The organism is Aminobacter sp. BE322 (assembly GCF_050433525.1).
Lineage (GTDB): Bacteria > Pseudomonadota > Alphaproteobacteria > Rhizobiales > Rhizobiaceae > Aminobacter.
Genome location: NZ_JBNPXB010000015.1, coordinates 70464 through 90403, shown reverse-complemented (window position 1 = coordinate 90403; position 19940 = coordinate 70464). Strand labels below are relative to the sequence as shown.

The following is a 19940-nucleotide window of genomic DNA, read 5'->3' as shown; positions in this document are numbered from 1 at the left end:
CTCAACTGCGCTTGCCGGATGGCGGCTGCTTGGCGAACAGTTCGTGAAAGACGGGATAGATGTCGGACGGCTTGGCGATGCGCGTCATCTCGAAATTGGGCCAGTCCTCGCTCACCGTGCGGTAGGCGTTCCACAGCGAAGTGCCGTTGTCGGCATGGCGGAACATCTCGCTTTCGCGCTCGTCGATGATCTCGACATAGGCGTAGTACTGGCAGAGCTTCATCAGCGTGTCGTTGAGCAGCGACACGCATTTGTCGGAGTCGTTGGGGATGTTGTCGCCGTCCGATGCCTGGGCGGCGTAGATGTTCCATTCGTTGCTGGGATAGCGCTCGCGGATGACGCGCAGCATCTCCTCCAGCGCGGTCGACACCACCGTGCCGCCGCTCTGGGTGCTGTAGAAGAACGTGTCCTCGTCGACCTCCGAGGCCTCGTGGGTGTGGCGGATGAAGACGATGTCGGTCTTCTCGTAGCGCCGCTTGAGGAACAGGTGCAGCAGCACGAAGAAGCGCTTGGCGAGGTCCTTCTCGCGCTCGCCCATCGAGCCCGACACGTCCATCAGGCAGAACATGACCGCATTGGCGTTGGGGACCGGCTGCGGCTCGAAGCGCTTGAAGCGGATGTCGATGGGATCGACATAGGGGATGAAGCTGCGCCGGCGCACCAGCGTGGCAAGCTTCTCGCGCAGTTCCTCCAGGCGTTGCAAGGTGGCCGCATTGGGCCGCTTGTCCTCCTCGAGTTTCCTGATCTCCTCGGCGACCTCGTCGAGTTCTTCCTGCTTCGGACGCCGCAGCGCGATGCGCCGGCCGAAGCTGTTGAACATGGTGCGTGCCACAGCGATGCTGGTCGGGTTGCCGCTCACCGTATAGCCGGCGCGGCGGGGCCGGAACGTCACCACTTCCTTGAGGTTGAGCTTCACCAGGTCCGGCAGTTCGAGATCCTCGAAGAACAGGTCGAGCACCTCCTCGCGGGTGAGCACGAACTGGAAATCGTCCTCGCCCTCGCCGGAGGCGGACGGCTCCGAGCCCTTGCCGCTGCCGGCGGCCGGCCTCGGGATGCGGTCGCCGGTGCCGAACACCTTGTTGCCCGGCAGCACCTCCTCGCGCCTTCCGGTGTGCGGAGCGCGCTGGAAGGTCGGCTCGCCGATCCCCTTCGTCGGGATCCTGATCGTCTGGTCGGAATCGGCTGTGGTGATCTTGCCGGACTTCACCCGTTCGTTGATCGCCCGTTTCAGTTCGTCCCTGGCACGTCTCAGGAAACGCTGCCTGTTGCCGAGGCTCTTGTCCTTGGGATTGAGGCGCCGATCGATGAAATTCGGCATTTGGGATCCCCGTCTCCTCGCTCGCTCAGCCCGCCTTGTTGACGCGCATGTACCAGTCGACCAGCCGGCGCACCTGGCGCTGCGTGTAGCCGCGCTCGGTCATGCGCTGGACGAATTCGGCATGCTGCTTCTCGGTCGTGCTGTCGCGCTTGGCGCCGAAGCTGATCACCGGCAGGAGATCCTCGACCTGGCCGAACATGCGCTTCTCGATCACCTCGCGCAGCTTCTCGTAGCTGGTCCAGGACGGGTTGCGGCCATTGTTCTTGGCGCGTGCCCTGAGCGTGAACTTGACCACCTCGTTGCGGAAGTCCTTCGGATTGGCGATGCCGGCTGGCTTCTCGATCTGCGACAGCTCGGAATCGAGGATGCCGCGGTTGAGGATCTGGCCGGTGTCGGGATCCTTGTAGTCCTGGTCCTCGATCCAGGCGTCGGCATAGGCGATGTAGCGGTCGAACAGGTTCTGGCCGTATTCGCTGTAGGATTCGAGATAGGCCTTCTGGATCTCGTGGCCGATGAACTCGGCATAGCGCGTCGCCAGTTCCGACTTGATGAAGTCGAGATAGGACTGTTCGATCTCGTTGGGGAACTGCTCGCGCTTGATCGCCTGTTCCATCACATACATCAGGTGCACGGGGTCTGCCGCGATCTCCTTGGTGTCGTAGTTGAAGGTCTCCGACAGCACCTTGAAGGCGAAACGGGTGCTGATGCCGGTCATGCCTTCGTCGACGCCGGCGGCGTCGCGATATTCCTGCATCGACTTGGCCTTGGGGTCGACGTCCTTCAGGTTCTCGCCGTCATAGACGCGCATCTTGGTGTAGAGCGGCGAATTCTCGTGCTCGGTAAGGCGCGTCGAGACGGTGAAGCGGCTGAGGATGTCGAGCACTTCCGGGGCGCAGGGGTTGTTGACCAGCTCGCTCTCGCGCAACAGCTTCTCGTAGATCTGCCGCTCCTCGGTGACGCGCAGGCAATAGGGCACCTTGACCACCAGGATGCGGTCGAGGAACGCCTCGTTGTTGCGGTTGCTCTTGAACTGCAGCCATTCCGACTCGTTCGAGTGCGCCAGCACGATGCCCTGGTAGGGGAAGGCGCCGAAGCTTTCGGTGCCGTTGTAGTTGCCCTCCTGGGTCGCCGTCAGCAGCGGGTGCAGCACCTTGATCGGCGCCTTGAACATCTCGACGAATTCGAGCAGCCCCTGCGTCGTGCGGTTGAGGCCGCCGGTGAAGGAGTAGGCGTCGGGGTCCGACTGGCTGAAATTCTCCAGCTTGCGGATGTCGACCTTGCCGACGAGCGCCGACACGTCCTGATTGTTCTCGTCGCCGGGTTCGGTCTTGGCGATGCAGATCTGGCGCAGCCGCGACGGCATCAGCCTGACCACGCTGAACTTGGAGACGTCGCCGCCGATCTCCTCCAGCCGCTTGGCCGCCCAGGGCGAGATCAGCCCGTTGAGCCGGCGCTTGGCGATGCCGTACTTGTCTTCGAGCAGGTCGGCCATGCGCTCGGGGTGAAACAGGCCGAGCGGCGATTCGAAGATCGGGCTGATCTGGCCGTTGACCTTCAGCGTGTAGATCGGCCGCTCTTCCATCAGCTTCTTCAGCCGCTCGGCGAGCGACGACTTGCCGCCGCCGACGGGGCCGAGCAGGTAGAGGATCTGCTTGCGCTCCTCGAGCCCCTGCGCGGCGTAGCGGAAGTAACCGACGATGCGTTCGATGGTGTCTTCCATGCCGTAGAATTCGGGGAAGGCCGGATAGATCTTGATGGTCCTGTTGGCGAATATGCGCCCCAGCCGTGGGTCCACGCTGGTGTCGACCAGCTTGGGTTCGCCTATCGCATCCACCATGCGCTCGGCAGCCGTCGCATACATGGATGGCTGGTCGCGGCAAGCGAGGAGATATTGCTGCAAGCTCATCTCCTCGGTCGTCTGACTGCTGTAGATTTCCGAGAACAGGTTGAAGACGTCGGTATCGCGTGTTTGCATGGCACCCTCACATCGCCGAAGTCGATAACGAGTGTATCACCACTTCGACTCTTTGCCTTCATCTCAAACTTCCCGGATCAGCCAAAGTTCCCTCGAGGAAGGACCTGACCGAACAATTAGTTGTGGATCAGAGGCGGCGTGTCGCAATCGGGGCGCGCACGACCTTTCCGTTGGGTAGCCTTGTGGTTGGAATCACCCTGCCGGGGGCATTGGGCCGGCGCGGAAAAGTGAGTCGGCTTCTCTGATTGGGACGCCGCCTGCCGCAAATGATGTGCGTCGCACCATATTTGGAGTTGCACCCCGGCCACCGTGAAAATAGGCTTTCTCGTCCCTCCGCGAGCCCGCGAGCCCGCAGGGCTGTCGAAACAGCAGAGGCTAAAAATGAACCGACTTCACACCCTTCTCGCAGCGGGCGTCGCCTCGGCCGCGGCGGTGCTCGCCGCCGCTCCGGCATTCGCACAGGGCAAGACGCTGACCATCTCCTGGTGGGGCTTCAACGGCGACAAGCTCGACGAATACATCATCAAGCCGTTCAAGGAGAAATGCGGCTGCGAGATCGTGTTCGAGACCGGCAACAACGCCGACCGCCTCAACAAGATCAAGATCCGCAACGGCGAGGGCGTCGACGTCGCCTACTTCACCGACGCCTATTCGCAGATCGGCATCAAGGAAGGCCTGTTCCAGCCGATCGACAAGTCCAAGATCCCGAACCTCGAAGGCCTCTACGACATCGCCAAGGCGCCGCAGGGCGAATACGGCCCGGCCTACACCATCGGCCGCGTCGGCGTCATCTACGACAGCGCCAAGGTGAAGGCGCCGGTCACCTCGTGGAACGACCTCTGGAAGGAAGACTTCAAGAGCTCGCTTTCGCTGCCGGGCATCACCACCACCGCCGGCCCGATGGCCGTCATGGTCGCCGGCTCGCATGCCGGTGTCGATGCCTTCGCCGATGCCGACGCCGCCTTCAAGGCCGTGGAGGAGCTGAAGCCGAACGTGGTCAAGAACTACAATACCGGCTCGGAGCTGGTGAACCTGTTCTCGACCGGCGAGATCTCCGCGGCAATCGCGCAGGACTTCACGCTGGCCCAGATCCAGGCCGCCGTGCCGACCGCCGCCTGGGCCAACCTGTCGGACGGGGCGATCGCCACGCTGAACACCATCAACATCCCCAAGGGCGCGGCCAATGTCGAACTCGCCCATGAGTTCATCAACTTCGTGCTGTCGAAGGAAGTCCAGCAGAAGACCGCCGCGAACGGTGTCGACGCGCCGGTCGTCAAGGCCGTCGAGCTGACGCCCGACCAGGCCAAGCTCTGGACCTACGGCGCCGACATGATCGCCTCGCTCAAGCAGGTCGACTACGAGAAGATGAATTCGGCCAAGACCGAGTGGGTCGACCGCTGGAACGAAGTCTTCGGCATGTAAGACCACGACGGGGGAAGGCATTCGCTTTCCCCCGCATCAATGCATTTCGGGGCGCCGGGCGCTCCATTTTCCGCCTGCATCTGCCTTTGCGCCATTCTGCACCTTTCGCTAGCGCGCAATGAAGGCTAGCAAGCCTCCCATGTACCGCAGCTGGAAGGCTGCGCGATCGAGGCAACTGGAAGAGATCGGACTTCATGCTTAAACGCTTTGCCGGATGGTGGCTCGCCGGGCCCGCTACGCTGGCGGTTGTGGTGTTGCTGATGCTGCCGGTGGCCGCCACCATCGCCACGACCTTCGGCGAGGATGGCGGTGTGCTGGCGCCATACCTCGCCTTCTTCAACAGTGGCTTCCGCCGCACCGTGCTCTGGCGCACCATCGAGATTTCGCTGGCGACCACCGCCATCTCGCTCGTCGTCGGCTTCCTGACCGCCTATGTCGTGTCGAAGTCGCCTGCCAAGCTGAAGAGCCTTTTGATCATCGCCGCCGTCTTCCCGCTCTTGACCGGCGTCGTCGTGCGCTCCTTCGCCTGGCTGATCATCCTCGGCAAGAACGGCATCCTGAACAATTTCCTCCTCGGCATCGGCGCCATCGGCGAGCCGCTGTCGATGCTCTACACGCAAGGGTCGGTCATCGTCGCGATGGTCTACCTGTTCGTGCCGCTGATGATCCTGACGCTGGTCGGCGTGCTTGAGAACATCCCCGACGACGTCGTCCAGGCCTCGTCTTCTCTGGGTGCCACGCCGGGGGCGACGTTCCGGCAGGTGATCCTGCCGCTCGCCGTGCCCGGCCTCATCGTCGGCGCCGTGCTCGTCTTCACCGGCTCATTCACCGCCTACGCCACGCCGCAGCTGCTCGGCGGCGAGCGCCAGATGGTCATGGGCACGCTGATGTACCAGCGCGCCATGGTGTCCTTCGACTGGGTCGGTGCCTCGACGATCGCAGCGATCATGGTGGTGATAACAGTCACCGTCGTGCTCGCCATGAGCCGCGTCGCGCGGCGTCTCAACCCGATGGCGACATGATGACCAGCCGTATCAATCCCCTGCTGATCCTGTTCGCCGTCCTGGTCTACATCTTCCTGATGGGGCCGCTGATCATCGTGCTCGGCGCGTCGGTCAGCGACACCACCTACCTGACCTTCCCGCCGCAGGGCTTCTCCCTGCGCTGGTTCGAGAACATCTTCGCGATCAGCGCCTTCAAGCGCACCATCATCACCAGCCTCGAACTCGCCTTCCTGGCGACGGGTCTGGCGCTACTGGTCGGCATCCCGGCGGCCTACGCGCTCAACCGCTACCGCATCAAGCTGCCGTCCTGGCTGTCGACGGTGTTCGTGCTGCCGATCCTGGTGCCCGAGATCGTGCTCGGCTTCTCGCTGCTGAAGTCGGTGGCGGTCGGCATGCAGACGCCGATCTTCCTGACGCTGCTGGTCGGCCACATGCTGCTCGTGCTGCCCTATTGCGTGCGCGTCGTCTCGGCCAGCCTCGCCTCCTTCGACTTCTCGATCGAGGAGGCGGCCGTCAGCCTCGGCAGCCCACCGCTGAAGACCTTCTTCACCATCGTTCTGCCCAACGTCCGCTCCGGCGTGATCGCGGCCTTCATCCTGGCCTTCATCACCTCGATCAACGACGTGTCGACGTCGCTGTTCCTCACCGGACCCGGCGTCTCGACCCTGCCGATCCAGATCCTCGCCCATGTCGAGCAGTTCTTCGATCCGACGATCGCGTCGGTGTCGGTGCTGCTGATGCTGCTGACCGTCGCAGTCATGGCCATCGTCGAGCGCACGCTCGGCCTCACCTTCCTTGCGAAGTAGACCCATATGACCCAGGCACTCACAGTCCAGAATCTCACCGCCCACTACGGCGCCACCAAGGTGCTGGAGGACCTGTCGCTGTCGGTCGGCAAAGGCGAGCTCGTCTCGCTGCTCGGCGCCTCGGGCTGCGGCAAGACAACCACGCTGCGCCTCATCGCCGGCTTCCTCGAACCGACCTCCGGCTCGATCAAGCTCGGCGACAAGGACCTGACCCGATTGCCGGCCTACAAGCGTGACATCGGCCTGGTGTTCCAGAACTACGCGCTGTTCCCGCATCTCAGCGTGCTCGACAATGTCGGCTTCGGCCTCAAGCAGCGTGGCGTGGCCCCGGCTGAGCGCGACAAGCGCGCCAAGGCGATGCTCGAACGCGTCGGCCTGTCCGCGCTCGCCGACCGCCTGCCCGGTGCGCTCTCGGGCGGCCAGAAGCAGCGCGTCGCACTTGCCCGCGCTCTCGTCATCGAGCCGCCACTTTTGATGTTCGACGAGCCGCTGTCCAACCTCGACGCCAAGCTGCGCGTCGACATGCGCGTCGAGATCCGCCAGCTGCAGCGGGCCAACGGCACGACCTCGGTCTATGTCACCCACGACCAGGAAGAGGCGTTCTCGATCTCCGACCGCGTCGCCATCATGAATGCCGGCCGCATCATGCAGTTCGACACGCCCGAGACGCTGTACCAGCGCCCGGCGAATGCCTTCGTCGCCCGCTTTGTCGGCTTCGAGAACCTGATCCCGATGAAGGTCGTCGGCCGCGATGGTGCTGTCGTCACAGCCGAAGCCGCCGGCGGCTCGCGCCTAAAACTGTCGCAGGAACGCTTCGGCGAGATCGCCGACAGCTTCGTGCTCGCCACCCGCGCCGACGGCCTTGCGGTGTCGACCGAGGCCGGCGCCGAGGGCATCCCCGCAGCGCTCGGCCTCAGGACCTATCTCGGCCGCGCCTACCAGTACCAGGCCGACACCGCCGCCGGCCAGCTGATCGCCAACGGCTCACTGTCGGCACCGCTGGAGCCGGGCGCCGAGGCCAAGCTGGTGCCCGTGCCCGACCAGTGCTGCGTGCTGAAGCCGGAATAGAGAGTGCTTAACGAGGGCACCCCCACCCCTAGCCCCTCCCCACAAGGGGGAGGGGAGTTCGGCGGCGCTTTCGCCCAGACCTGGTCTTCGACGGCTCTGGCGGCGAAGTCATCCCCCTCCCCCTTGTGGGGAGGGGTCAGGGGTGGGGGTATCTCGGGCTCGAACGCGGAGGTTGGCCTATGACCCTGATCATCACCAACGCCACTGTCCTGCCCTGCACCGATGACATGCCCGTCATCGACAGGGGCTGGGTCCATGTCGAGGGCGACGTCATCAACGCCGTCGGCTCCGGCGATGCGCCTGTCGTCGCTGGCGCTGAGCTGGTCGATGCCGGCGGCGATCTCGTCATGCCCGGCATGGTCAACCCGCATTGCCACATGGCGATGACGCTGTTCCGCGGTCTTGGCGAGGACGTCGACGACCGGCTCTACCGCTACATCCTGCCGTTGGAGCGCAAGTTCGTGCGGCCCGAGGCCGTTCGCGCCGGCACGGCGCTGGCGGTGCTCGAACTGATCGAGGGCGGCGTCACCTCGGTCGCCGACATGTATTACTTCGAGACCGAGGTCGCCCGTGTCGTTGCCCAGTCAGGCATCCGTGGCGTACTCGGCCAGACCATCGCTGATTTCGATCCACCTGATCACAAGAACGCCGACGAAGGTTTCGCGCTGACCGAGGCGCTGGTCGCCGAGTTTTCCGGCCACGGCCGCGTCATGCCCTCGATCGCGCCGCACGCGCCCTATTCCACCGGCATTGCCGTCATGGAGCGCATCGCGCGTTGGGCGGACGATCATCCCGATGTGCCCGTGCAGATGCATCTCGCCGAAAGCGACCAGGAGATGGCGTGGGCACAGAAGACCCACGGCATGCGTCCGGTCGAGGTGGTCGAGAAGGTGGGGCTGTTGCGCAAGGGCCTGATCTGCGCTCACTGCCTGCATGTCGATGCGTCCGACATCGAGCGCATGGCCCATGCTGAGGTCTGCGTCGCCCACAACGCCCGCTCCAACGGCAAGGCAGGGCGCGGCATCGCGCCCGTCGAGGCGATGCGCAGGGCCGGCATTCCGGTGGGTATCTCGACCGACGGTGCGATGAGCGGCAACACCCTCGACCTGTTCTCGCAGTTCGCGCCGGTGTCGATGTTCGCAAAGCTGCTCGGCCACAGCCGCAAGCCGATGGCTTCGGTCGACGTCGTGCGCATGGCCACGCGCGATGGCGCCAGGGTGCTTGGGCTGGACGCAAAAGTCGGCTCGCTCGAACCGGGCAAGCAGGCCGACCTCATCCGCGTCAGCCTGGCTTCGCCGCGCCAGCAACCGGTCTACGACATCTATTCGACGCTGGTCTTCGCCACCATGCCGACCGACGTGCGCGACGTCATGGTCGGCGGCGACTGGCTGATGCGTGATCGCGAGGTGCTGAGCCTCGAACGCAAGAAGGTGCTGCGCGACGCGCTGCAGGTTGCGCAGAGCTTCAAGGCCGAAATGGCCCACATCGACGCCGCCGGCTAGGCGGCTGCGGGCGTCAGGCGATTACAGGGAAGGACAAAGCCATGAACAGATCGGAAGCCACTGCCCGCCTCCAAGAGGTGCTCGCCAATGTCGACGCCAACATCGACGGCAGCCTGGAGCGCCTGTTCGACCTGATCCGCATCCCCTCGGTCTCGACCGATCCGGCCCATGCGGCCGACTGCAAGCGCGCCGCCGAATGGCTGACGAAAGAACTCGGCCAGCTCGGCTTCGACGCCTCGGTGCGCCCGACCGCGCGCCACCCGATGGTGGTCGGCCACGATCGCACCGGGCAGGGGCCGCACGTGCTGTTCTACGGCCACTACGACGTCCAGCCGGTCGACCCGCTCAATCTCTGGCACTCCGATCCGTTCGAGCCCAGGCTCGTACCGCAGCCCGACGGCGAGACCCACATCGTTGCCCGCGGCGCATCCGACGACAAGGGCCAGCTCCTGACCTTCGTCGAGGCGTGCCGTGCCTGGAAGGCCGTCACCGGCAGCCTGCCGATCCAGGTGTCGGTGCTGTTCGAGGGCGAGGAGGAGATTTCGAGCCCCAGCCTGCCGCCCTTCCTCGATAGCACCGGCGCCGAGCTCAAGGCCGATGTCGTGCTGGTCTGCGACACCGATATGTGGGACGCCGAGACGCCCGCCGTCACCACCATGCTGCGCGGCGTGCTGAAGGAGGAGATCGTCATCTCCTGCTCCAGCCGCGACCTGCATTCGGGCATCTACGGCAACGCCGCGCGCAACCCGCTGCAGGTGCTGTCCGACATCGTCTCCAGCCTGCGCACGCCCGACGGCGGCGTTGCGGTCAAGGGTTTCTACGATGGGGTCACCGAGCTGCCCGACGCCATCAAGGCGCAGTGGCAGCGCCTGCCTTTCGACGACAAGGGCTTCTTGGGTGACATCGGCCTGTCGATCCCTGCCGGCGAAAACGGCCGCTCGGTGCTCGAACAGGTCTGGGCGCGCCCGAGCTGCGAAATCCACGGCATCATCGGTGGCTACACCGAAGAGGGCTTCAAGACCGTCATTCCGGCCAGGGCGCAGTCCAAGATCTCGTTCCGGCTCGTCGCCGGCCAGGACCCGAAAAAGATCCGCGACGCTTTCCGCGCCCATGTCCGCGCCCGCATCCCTGCCGACTGCTCGGTCGAGTTCATCGACCACGGCGCAAGTGCCGCGACCGTGATGCCCATCGACGGCGCCTTCCTGACCAAGGCGCTCGGCGCGCTGACCGAGGAATGGGAGCGCGAGGCGGCAGTCTCCGGCAGCGGCGGCTCGATCCCGATCGTCTCGGCCTTCAAGGAAAAGCTCGGCATGGATTCGCTCCTGATCGGCTTCGCCCGCTTCGACAACCGCATCCACAGCCCGAACGAGAAATACGACCTGACGAGCTTCCGGAAGGGCATCCGCTCCTGGGCGCGGATCCTGGCGGCGTTTGCGGAAGACAAGGGCTGAACGCTCGGGTCGGCCACCGTTAGAAGCACCCCCTCACCGGTTCGCTGCGCGAACCACCTCTCCCCCTGCCTGCGGGAGAGGAATCGCCAATCTTGAGGTCCAGCCTCTCAGAACCCGGGCTCCTGCCCGCGAAGTGGGGAGAGGTGGCACGGCGAAGCCGTGCAGGTAATGGGGCTTTGAGCGAAGCCGTTCCAGTAGCCCTCATGGTGAGCCTGTCGAACCACGAGGGCGCCAGGCACGATCTTCAGCACCGGCGCCAAGTCCCCCATGGTTCGACAGGCTCACCATGAGGGTACCGTCCTACCAGACCACCTTGTGGCTCTCGCCCGTCTGCACGTTCACGAACCCCTCGGGCACCGCATCCGTCGGCGCCACCAGCACCCAGCGCCAGGGCGCGCAGGTCAGCGTGGCGAATTGCAGCCGCTCAGGGAAACCGGGGAACCAGCGCGGCGAAAACGTCGGCTCGTAGAGCCAGTCGATCTTGTTGGCCTCGAAGTAGAGCTTTTCCATCTCGGCATCGAGCGCCTCGGCCGGCCGGTTGGTCATCAGCCCGCCGACCTCGTAGTGCACGTCGGCCACCACCTTGCCGCCTGTGACCAGCGCCCAGCCGCCCTGGTTTTCCGAGATGCGGTTGACCACTTCGGCCATCGCCGCGTCCGAAGACCCGACGACCCAGATATTGTGCTGGTCGTGCGCCACCGTGCAGCCGACGGCCGTGTCGGGGGTCTTCGGCCCGCAGCCGAGCCAGAACATCTTTGCCACGCGGCCCTTGCCCGAATAGCGGTCGACGACGGCGAACTTGGTGATGTTGCGCTCGGTGTCGCGCTGCACTTCGCCATCCGCCACCGGCAACTCTGTGGTGATGAAGTTGTCGTCCCAGTGGAACGGGCGCAGCAGTGCCGCCTGCATCGTCGCGCGGCCCGGCTCGGCCGATATCGCGAAGTCTTGGGCGGTCAGCTTGCGGCCGACATTGACCGTCTTCGTCGCCCAGTCGGGCCAGTCGATGCGCGGCAGGTGGCCGGTGAAGCTCTTGCCCTCGGACACCTGCTCGCCGTCGGCCCAGACCTCTGAAATCGACACCGTCGCCGCCTTGTCGAGCAGCACCATGTCGGCGAAGCGGCCGGGTGCGATGGAGCCGACGAAGGGCGTCAGCCGCATGTGCCGCGCCGGGTTGATCGACACGCACTGGTAGGCGGTCTCGGGCGCAAGCCCGCTCTCGATGGCGAGGCGGACATTGTGGTCGGTGGCGCCCATCTTCAGCGTGTCGGAGGCGCTGCGGTCGTCGGTGGCGAACGCCACCTGGCTCCAGTCGCGCAGGCCGCGCTCGAGCAGGCCCTTGATGATGTCGGGCATCGAATGCGGGCGGATCTCGACGAAGATGCCGCGCCTCAGCTTGTCCCACGCCTCCTCGGGCGTCCATGCCTCGTGGTCGGAGGACAGGCCTGCGGCCGCGAAGGCGTTGATCGACGGCAGGTCGCGCAGGCCCGCGCCATGACCCTCGACCACGCCGCGCTTCTCGAAGGTCGCCTGGATCATGCCCCACAGCCGGCCGTAGGACGGGTTCTCGGGGTTCCACACGGCCGGCCAGTCCATCACCTCGTCGAGGCCGGCGACCATCGTGCTTTCGCCGAGGAAGCCGATCTGCTCGGCATAGCCGAAATACCCGCCGCCGCCCTCATAGGCCGTCGGCGGCACGGCCGAGCCGGGCAGCGGGAAAATCTTCATCGGCGAGCCGGCGCGGCGCGCCGTCAGCCAGAATTCGAGGTTGTTCGGGCCATTGACGTTGGAGAATTCGTGGCTCGCCTCGCAGGTCCAGGTGTTGCCGCGCGGCATGACCAGCGCCGCCTCATGCTCGGGCGTCAGGTGCGAGCTTTCGATGTGCTTGTGTACTTCGCCGAAGCCCGGCACGGCGGCCAGATGGGTGCGGTCGACGGTCTCGCGCGCGGTGCCCGCGAAGCTGCCGGCGGGGCCGACATAGGCGATGCGCCGGCCGCAGATCGCCACCTCGCAATCGTCCATCCAGGTGCCGGTGTGCACGTCGAGCACGCGGCCGAGCCGGACGAGGCGGTCGGCTTCGCGCTTGCCGAGGGCCACGAGGACGAGGTCCTGCCGGATCACGATTTCGTCGGCTGGGTCGATGAGCAGGTCGGCGGGCAGGGGGGCTGTCTTGGTCATGGCTCGCCTCTAATGCATCGCCCTAGGAATCGGAACCGGTTTCCGCTGTGCCAGCCCGGTTCGCCCAGGCGCTGGTGCAAGCATTTCGGCTTGATTCACCCGAGCCGATGATGCGAAGCGGGACCGGCTTGATTTTGAGACTGCCATGAAAGGCCGCGCCATGCAGCAGACCCCCACCCGCAAGGTGATCATCGACACCGATCCCGGCATCGACGACGCGGTGGCGATCCTTCTGGCGCTGAAGTCGGCCGAGTTCGACGTCATCGGCATCACCACGGTCGCCGGCAACATCGGCATTACCACCACCACGCGCAACGCCGGCCGCATCCTGGCGCTCGAAGGCCGCGTCGACGTGCCGGTGATCGCCGGCGCCGCCGGCCCATTGTCGCGAAAAGGCTTCGACACCGCCGACATCCACGGCAATGACGGCCTCGGCGGCGTGGCCTTCCCCGATGCGCTGGCATTGCCCGTAGCCGGCGACGCCGTCACCTGGCTGCGCGACACGCTCACCGCTGCCGAAGTCGGGACCATCGACATCCTGGCGCTCGGCCCGCTCACCAACATCGCACGTCTCGTCACCGACCATCCCGAGGCTGCGCGCCGCATCGGCCGCGTCATCGCCATGGGCGGCGCGGTCTACGAACCGGGGAACATTGGCCCGCGCGCGGAGTTCAACATCGCCGCCGACCCCGAGGCCGCCGAGATCGTCTTCGCCGCAGGCCTCGACATGACGCTGATCCCGCTCGACGTCACCCGCAAGGTCCGCGCCACGCGCGACGACACCGCCATGCTGCAACAGACCGGCGTGCCGGCGGCGGTCGCCTCGGGCGCGCTCATCGACGCCTATTTCCAGTCGACCACGGGCGGCGAGAGCCGGCCGCTGCACGACCCCTGCGTCATGCTTTTGGCGCTCGACTAGGCGCTGTTCACCTGCGAGACGCTGAAGCTTGGCGTCGACACCGGCACGACCCGTGATGCGGGTGCGCTGACGGTTTCGGGGCACGGCTCGCCCGTGTCGGTGGCGCTGAAGGTCGAGAGCGCCGCGGTGCTGAAGCTGCTCTATGACAGGCTGAAGGCGGAGTAGCGCCTTGTAGCATAAGGGAAGGCCCCCACTCCGTCACGGCTTCGCCGTGCCACCTCTCCCCCACTTCGTGAGGGAGAGGAAGCGCCAATCTTGCAGGTCGCTGACCTGGCGGAGCCTGTGTTCCTCGCGCACCAATTTCGTGAGGCAGAGGAAAGGGTGCCGAGCCTGCGGCCACTTTCCTCTCCCCCGTCGAATGGGGGAGAGGTGGTTTGCGCAGCAAACCGGAGTGGGGGTCGATAGCGCTTGAGTGGCCTTCATGGACGACCGCCTTGAAGGCTTGCCGCTGAACGACTTCGTCGCCTACGCCGCCGCGAGTTCCTGCTCGACCAGCGTCGTCCAGAACCTGACCCCGCTTGCCAGCGCGTCGTCGTTGAAGTCGTAGCGGCTGTTGTGGTGCAGGGCGCCATCGACGGCTGGGCCGTTGCCGAGCCAGACATAGGCGCCCGGCACCTCCTGGCTGAACATGGCGAAGTCGTCGCCGGCGGTGGATGGCGGGAACTCGGTCATCACCTTGTCGACGCCGAGCGCCGCCTGCGCCGCCGCCAGCGCCCGGCGGGTCGCATCGCGGTCGTTCACCACGGGCGGCATCTGCCTGAAATAGCGATACTCCGCCTCGATGCCGTAGAGCCGCGCCGAGCCCTCGGCCAGCGCGCCGATCTCTTCCTCCAGCTGGTCGCGCACGGCGGCCGAGTAGGCGCGCGACGTGCCGCCGATCCTGACCAGGTCGGGGATGACGTTGAGCGCCTCGAAGCTGCCCGCCTCCATCGCGCAGGCGCTGACCACCGCCGGCTGCAGCGGGTCGACGCGGCGCGCGACGATGGTGTGCAGCGCGGTCAGGAACTGGCCGGCGGCGGTCAGCGCGTCGCGGCCGAGATGCGGCTTGGCGCCGTGGGTGCCGATGCCCTTGAAGGTGACCGTCCAGCGGTCGGACGAGGCGAGCTGCGGCCCGGCGACCACGGCCATGCTGTCTGGCGCGATGCCGGGCATGTTGTGCAGGCCGTAGACCGCGTCGACCGGAAACTGCTTGAAGAAACCGTCGGCGATCATCGCCCTGGCGCCGCCGCGGCCTTCCTCGGCCGGCTGGAAGACGAAGTGCACCGTGCCCGAGAAATTCTTGCGACGGGCGAGTTCGCGCGCCGCCCCCAAGAGCATGACCGTGTGGCCGTCATGGCCGCAGGCGTGCATCTTGCCGTCGACGGTCGACTTGTAGGACCGGTCCTCGGCCATTTCGGGCATGGCGAGCGCATCCATGTCGGCGCGCAGGGCGATGCGTCGTGAACCTTCGCCGACCGTCAGCGTGCCGACGACGCCGGTCTTGCCGAGGCCCGTCTGTATGGCGATGCCGGCGTCAGTCAGCATCTTCTGCACGATGCCCGACGTCCGCACCTCCTCGAAACCGAGCTCCGGATGGGCGTGGATGTCGCGGCGCAGCGCCGTCAGCATCTCGATTTCGCCCTTGTCGTGCCCGGCCGTCGATGTCATCACGCAAACTCCGTTCGGCCCGCCTCGCTGCTTTCAGCGGCGCCCAGGGCCATCGGCGCCACGTACCCCTTCTGCATCAGAAAGGCCCATTGTGCCACTCGCTCCGCATGAATTCTGGCAGACGGTTTTTCCCGAGGGTACGTTCGACACCGCGCCTTCCGACGGCTTCAGCAACCTCTACCCGGCGTCGCTGGCCGACGGGCGCCAGATCGCGCTGCCGATCAGGATCCTGCCGGGCGACGGCAGCCGCGCCGTAGCCTCGATGATCGTCAACCAGGCGAGCTTCGCCGTCGAGGATGCCTTGTCGGATGCCATGGCCGCCCATGCTCGGGCCTACGGCCCCGAGGTCGTCATCGGCGTGCCGACGCTCGGCCTGCCGCTGGCCAACGGCGTGGCCCGGCGCCTCGGTCACGGCAGGATGGTGGCGCTCGGGACGTCCAGAAAATTCTGGTACGACGAGAACCTGTCCGAGCCGATGAGCTCGATCACCAGCCCCGGACACGCCAAGCGGCTCTATCTCGATCCGCGCATGCTGCCGCTGCTCGAAGGCCGGCGGGTTCTCGTCGTCGACGATGTCATAAGTTCCGGCACCTCTATGCTGGCGGTGCTGAAGCTGTTGGCCAAGGCCGGCATCAGGCCGGTGGCGGCCATCTTCGCCATGCTGCAAGGCGACAGCTGGCGCCAGGCGATCGGCGCGCACGACGCTTCGCTGGTTGAGCGCATCCACGGCGCCATTGCCTCGCCACGCCTGATCCGCACCGAAGCCGGCGCCTGGGTTCCGCTTCGGCCGTGAAGACTTTTGCCCGGTCGGCTCGCGACGAGCCGGCGCGCGGCCGAACCGTGCCAGCGCCGGGACCTGGGCGTGTCCAGAGGCCGCAGCCCTGCCCGATTGAGGGTATGAGGGCTCCTCGCTAGGATGAGCCCATCGCGTCTGTGGCTGGCAGGCGAGGGTGGGGACCATGCGGACAAGATACGTCGTTCTGGGTGCGGGCGTGCTCGCCGCCGCGGTGCTGGGCTATGCATTGTTTCCCGTAAAATCCGGAGGGCTTCTCCAGCCGGGGAACGCACAGGTCGTCGCCCGCGGCAAGGCGGTCTATCTCGGCACCTGCGCCGTCTGCCATGGCGCCAAGCTGGAAGGCCAGGCCGACTGGCAGACGCCCGACAAGGACGGATACCTGCCGGCCCCGCCGCACGACGCGGACGGCCATACCTGGCACCATGCCGACAAGCTGTTGTTCGACATCACCAAGCTCGGGCTGGCCGAAGGCGCCAAGCTGAAGGACTACAAGTCCAGGATGCCGGCATTCGAAGGGACATTGCCGGACGAGGACATCATCGCCGTGCTGTCCTACATCAAGTCGACCTGGCCCGAGGATATCCAGAAGGCGCATGCCGAATTCGAGCGCGCCTATGAAATCCAGTCGCGAGCCAAGCAATGATCGGCCGTAGCGACGCTGCGCGGTGTTGCCTCTTCCCGGTGAACAAGGTCGGCTATCCGCCCAAGGCTGCCTGACGCCGCCGCCACCATCTCGTCATGCGTGCTCGGCGATCACCGCGAGGAAGGCGGGGCCGTAGCGTTCGAGCTTGGCCTCGCCGACGCCGGGCAGGTTGGCCATCTCGGCGCGAGACGCCGGTCGTGCGGCGGCGAGCTCGATCAGGGTCTTGTCGTGGAAGATCACGTAAGGAGGCACGTTCTGCAGGCGTGCGATCTCCGTGCGCTTCCGCCGCAGCGCCTGGAACAGGTCGTGGTCCGCAGCGGAGACGGCAGACTGCGCGGCACTCCGCGCGACCTTGCCGCGCCTGGCGCGCGGCGGGGCAGGCTGGCGCAGCATCAGTTCCGGCTTGTCGCGCAGGAAGTCGCGGCCGGCGGCCGCGATCGACAGGCCGCCATGGCCGGCGAGGTCGACGTCGATGAGGCGCAGCGCGATCAGCTGGCGCAGGATCGCCCGCCAGGTGCGGTTGTCGTGCTCTTTCCCGATGCCATGGGTGGAGATGCGGTCATGGCCGAACTGGGCGATGCGCTCGTTTTCCACGCCCAAAAGCACGTCGACGATGTAGGCCTGCCCGAACCGCTCGCCGGTGCGGTAGATGCACGACAGCGCCTTTTGCGCCGCGATGGCGCCATCAAAGAGCTTTGGCGGCTCGGCACAGGTGTCGCAATTGCCGCACGGTTCGCAATGGTCGCCGAAATAGGACAGCAGCGCCTGCCGGCGGCAGCTTGCCGTCTCGGCCAGTCCCAAAAGCGCGTCGAGCTTCTGCCGCTCCATGCGCTTGCGCTGGTCGGGCGCCTCCGATTCCTCGATGAAGCGGCTGCGCAGCGCGATGTCGTCGTAGCCGTAGAGCATCAGCGTATCGGACGGCAGGCCGTCGCGCCCGGCGCGGCCGGTCTCCTGGTAGTAGGCCTCGATGCTGCCGGGCAGGTCGATATGGGCGACAAAGCGCACGTCGGGCTTGTCGAAGCCCATGCCGAAGGCGACGGTGGCGACCATGATGACCGCCTCGCCATGCTGGAAGCGCATCTGGTTGGCCTCGCGCGCCGCCTTGTCCATGCCGGCATGATAGGCGAGCGCATCGTAGCCGAGGCCCTGCAGCCAGGCCGCGGTCTCCTCGGTCCGGCGTTTCGAAAGGCAGTAGACGATGCCGCTCTCGCCCTCGTAGCGCTTGAGGAACTCCTTGAGCTGGGCGCGCGGATTGTCCTTTTCCTCGATCGCGTAGCGGATGTTGGGGCGGTCGAAACCGGCGATGAAGGCGTCAGTCTCGTCGATGGCGAGATGCGACAGGATTTCCGCGCGCGTCGGCTCGTCGGCGGTCGCCGTCAACGCCATGCGCGGGGTGCCGGCAAAGCGCGCCACCACCGCGTCGAGCTGGCGATAGGAAGGCCGGAAATCATGCCCCCACTGTGATAGGCAGTGCGCCTCGTCGATGGCGATCAGCGACAGCTTCACGCTCTCCAGCAACTCCAGCACATCGGGCCTGAGCAGCGTTTCGGGGGCGACATAAAGCAGGTCGAGCTGGCCGGTGCGGATGTCGCGCCACAGGGCGCGGCGGTCGTCGAGCGCAAGGTCGGAATTGAGCGCGGCCGCACGCACGCCGGCCTGGCGCAGGGCCGCAACCTGATCGGCCATCAACGCCAGCAGCGGCGACACGACGAGGCCCATGCCGGTCCGGACGATCGCCGGGATCTGGTAGCACAGCGACTTGCCGCCGCCTGTCGGCATCAGCACGAAGGCGTTGTTGCCGGCGATCACATGCTCGACGATGCGCGCCTGCGGTCCCCGGAAGGCATCATAGCCATAAACGGTCTTGAGGATTTCGAGGGCGGTGGCGGTCATCGGCGGCACGGAGAATCATGGAAATGTCCTTCATAGCAGCTTCGCCGCGATAGCGGTCGTCGTGCGCCTTTTGTCCCGTGCAACAATTCCTCCTTGAGCAATTCCAGGAAAAGAGCGCAGCGCTTTTTCCGTCCGGAATTGCGTCAAAACAAGGAGATGGAACGTTTCCGCGATTCGAAGAAAAGCGATCTAAGTATCGAGCTGCGCTGAATCCAGCTTTTCGAGTATGGCCGCGAACTCGAGATCATTTCTTTGGGTTGGGAGTATCTTGGTGACAACGAACGGCGAAAGCCCAAGGTTGTAAAGATCGTGGCAAATGGCCGCGAATGAGTCCGGCGTAAATTGCCACGCGTGAACATCTAAATAACCTTCGAGTGTGTGAAAGCTCTTTGCGGTCTGCAGGGCACGAGCGTGATTGCCTTCAGCATCCGCAGGGTCCGAATGATCTCCGTTCCAATGTCGAACCGAGTTGTTATGGGTTGTGTGCGCTTGGTGCCGGATGAAATGCTCAAAGGTGTGGTTTTGCCTTCGCTGAACGTAAGAGCAGATTACTTCGCTCAAGAGTGATTCCGGCAAGAAGTGGTCGAAGCAGTAGCGCTTGTCTGGGGCGAGCACATAGTATCGACCGCCATCGGCGAGCAGGCCTCCTACATTTTGCAGATGGGTAACCAAGTCAGGCTGATGTTCGATGCAGTGCGAGCTAACCACGTTCGAGAATGTGCGGTCGATGATAGTCAGATCGCCGTACGGCGACACGTAGTGGATGTGGGGAGGGTCCACGTCTCCCAGTTCGAGTGCCTTCGCACGGGCGACCATGGCCTCGCGGTCAATCACGTCAAAATAGCTAACAGAAGCCCCCTTGACCACCGGTGAGTAAAAGGGGCCAATCTCAAGGGTCGGCATGGAACTGTCGATCAGTGGCAGGAAACTGGCCCGAGTCCCGAGCGCATCCACTTTCCGTTTCCTTAGCCCGAGTTTCGTCCGAAGTTCTCGAAATAGCCCCATCGTCTTCCCCTCGCAGACAAAGGCAACGCCATTGTATAGCCCCGATATGTTCTGCTAGCGCCGATATCTGCGATGTTCAATCTTTTTGGGGCACCGCCGTGAGGCACCAAACTTCGCAAGCTTCCGGAGAAGTGACGCAAAATCAGCTGTTTATGGGGTCAAGAAGTTAATGGCGGAGAGAGCGTCCGTTTCGAAACCTTCCGCCGAGTTCCGAGATGTAGGGTTTGTTCGTTTTAGGCCAATGTCTTAACGCAATTTTTGTTATGGACTGTTCCAGCAAATTCCAGCAAAATCCAGCATTGTTTTGTGGGTAGAA

General features: G+C 65.1%; 15 protein-coding genes. 9 read left to right on the top strand and 6 right to left on the bottom strand.

The genetic code is table 11. The annotated features are described in order from the left end of the window. Position 1: 1 nt before the first annotated feature. Together J2X50_RS19255 and J2X50_RS19250 are read right to left on the bottom strand one after the other, a co-directional pair. On the bottom strand, positions 2 to 1318 hold the full coding sequence (locus J2X50_RS19255; RefSeq protein ID WP_429097438.1) for a YeaH/YhbH family protein: 1317 nt from the start codon (positions 1316 to 1318) through the stop codon (positions 2 to 4). Between the two features lie 25 nt (positions 1319 to 1343). Next, the gene (locus tag J2X50_RS19250) at positions 1344 to 3293 is read right to left on the bottom strand and encodes a PrkA family serine protein kinase (RefSeq protein ID WP_429097436.1); all 1950 of its coding nucleotides are present in this window, start codon (positions 3291 to 3293) and stop codon (positions 1344 to 1346) included. 381 nt (positions 3294 to 3674) lie between these two features. On the opposite strand from J2X50_RS19250, the gene J2X50_RS19245 reads away from it, so the two are divergent. The 6 genes from J2X50_RS19245 to J2X50_RS19220 all read left to right on the top strand — a co-directional run bounded on the left by J2X50_RS19245 (position 3675) and on the right by J2X50_RS19220 (position 10546). Next, positions 3675 to 4715: an ABC transporter substrate-binding protein gene (locus J2X50_RS19245; protein ID WP_429097434.1), complete on the top strand. Its 1041-nt coding sequence runs from the start codon at positions 3675 to 3677 to the stop codon at positions 4713 to 4715. A 194-nt stretch (positions 4716 to 4909) separates the two neighbouring features. Continuing rightward, positions 4910 to 5737 carry an ABC transporter permease gene (locus J2X50_RS19240; protein WP_429097433.1) on the top strand — a complete coding sequence of 276 codons (828 nt, stop codon included), beginning with the start codon at positions 4910 to 4912 and terminating at the stop codon, positions 5735 to 5737. Next, the gene (locus tag J2X50_RS19235; protein WP_429097504.1) at positions 5737 to 6525 is read left to right on the top strand and encodes an ABC transporter permease; all 789 of its coding nucleotides are present in this window, start codon (positions 5737 to 5739) and stop codon (positions 6523 to 6525) included. The genes J2X50_RS19240 and J2X50_RS19235 overlap by 1 nt, the downstream gene beginning before the upstream one ends. A gap of 6 nt (positions 6526 to 6531) precedes the next feature. After that, on the top strand, positions 6532 to 7593 hold the full coding sequence (locus tag J2X50_RS19230) for an ABC transporter ATP-binding protein (RefSeq protein WP_429097431.1): 1062 nt from the start codon (positions 6532 to 6534) through the stop codon (positions 7591 to 7593). 179 nt (positions 7594 to 7772) lie between these two features. Further along, positions 7773 to 9095, top strand: coding sequence for an amidohydrolase family protein (locus J2X50_RS19225; RefSeq protein ID WP_429097429.1), 1323 nt, complete (start codon positions 7773 to 7775; stop codon positions 9093 to 9095). A 41-nt stretch (positions 9096 to 9136) separates the two neighbouring features. Continuing rightward, a complete protein-coding gene (locus J2X50_RS19220; protein WP_429097428.1) occupies positions 9137 to 10546 on the top strand; it encodes a M20/M25/M40 family metallo-hydrolase in 1410 nt (469 codons plus the stop codon). A 300-nt stretch (positions 10547 to 10846) separates the two neighbouring features. On the opposite strand, the gene J2X50_RS19215 is transcribed toward J2X50_RS19220, so the two are convergent. After that, positions 10847 to 12721 (bottom strand): adenine deaminase, encoded by a 1875-nt coding sequence (locus J2X50_RS19215; RefSeq protein ID WP_429097426.1) that lies wholly within the window; start codon positions 12719 to 12721, stop codon positions 10847 to 10849. A 145-nt stretch (positions 12722 to 12866) separates the two neighbouring features. On the opposite strand from J2X50_RS19215, the gene J2X50_RS19210 reads away from it, so the two are divergent. Further along, positions 12867 to 13640 (top strand): nucleoside hydrolase, encoded by a 774-nt coding sequence (locus J2X50_RS19210; RefSeq protein ID WP_429097424.1) that lies wholly within the window; start codon positions 12867 to 12869, stop codon positions 13638 to 13640. Between the two features lie 465 nt (positions 13641 to 14105). On the opposite strand, the gene J2X50_RS19205 is transcribed toward J2X50_RS19210, so the two are convergent. Continuing rightward, a complete protein-coding gene (locus tag J2X50_RS19205; protein WP_429097422.1) occupies positions 14106 to 15287 on the bottom strand; it encodes a M20 aminoacylase family protein in 1182 nt (393 codons plus the stop codon). Between the two features lie 91 nt (positions 15288 to 15378). Between J2X50_RS19205 and J2X50_RS19200 the strand changes: the two genes are divergently transcribed. Together J2X50_RS19200 and J2X50_RS19195 are read left to right on the top strand one after the other, a co-directional pair. After that, positions 15379 to 16080: a phosphoribosyltransferase gene (locus tag J2X50_RS19200; protein ID WP_429097421.1), complete on the top strand. Its 702-nt coding sequence runs from the start codon at positions 15379 to 15381 to the stop codon at positions 16078 to 16080. A gap of 166 nt (positions 16081 to 16246) precedes the next feature. Then, positions 16247 to 16726, top strand: coding sequence for a c-type cytochrome (locus J2X50_RS19195; protein WP_429097420.1), 480 nt, complete (start codon positions 16247 to 16249; stop codon positions 16724 to 16726). Between the two features lie 93 nt (positions 16727 to 16819). On the opposite strand, the gene recQ is transcribed toward J2X50_RS19195, so the two are convergent. Together recQ and J2X50_RS19185 are read right to left on the bottom strand one after the other, a co-directional pair. Then, positions 16820 to 18619, bottom strand: coding sequence for a DNA helicase RecQ (gene recQ / locus J2X50_RS19190; protein ID WP_429097419.1), 1800 nt, complete (start codon positions 18617 to 18619; stop codon positions 16820 to 16822). 189 nt (positions 18620 to 18808) lie between these two features. Beyond that, positions 18809 to 19573, bottom strand: a complete 765-nt coding sequence (locus J2X50_RS19185) for a class I SAM-dependent methyltransferase (protein ID WP_429097418.1) — start codon at positions 19571 to 19573, stop codon at positions 18809 to 18811. Positions 19574 to 19940: the final 367 nt, after the last annotated feature.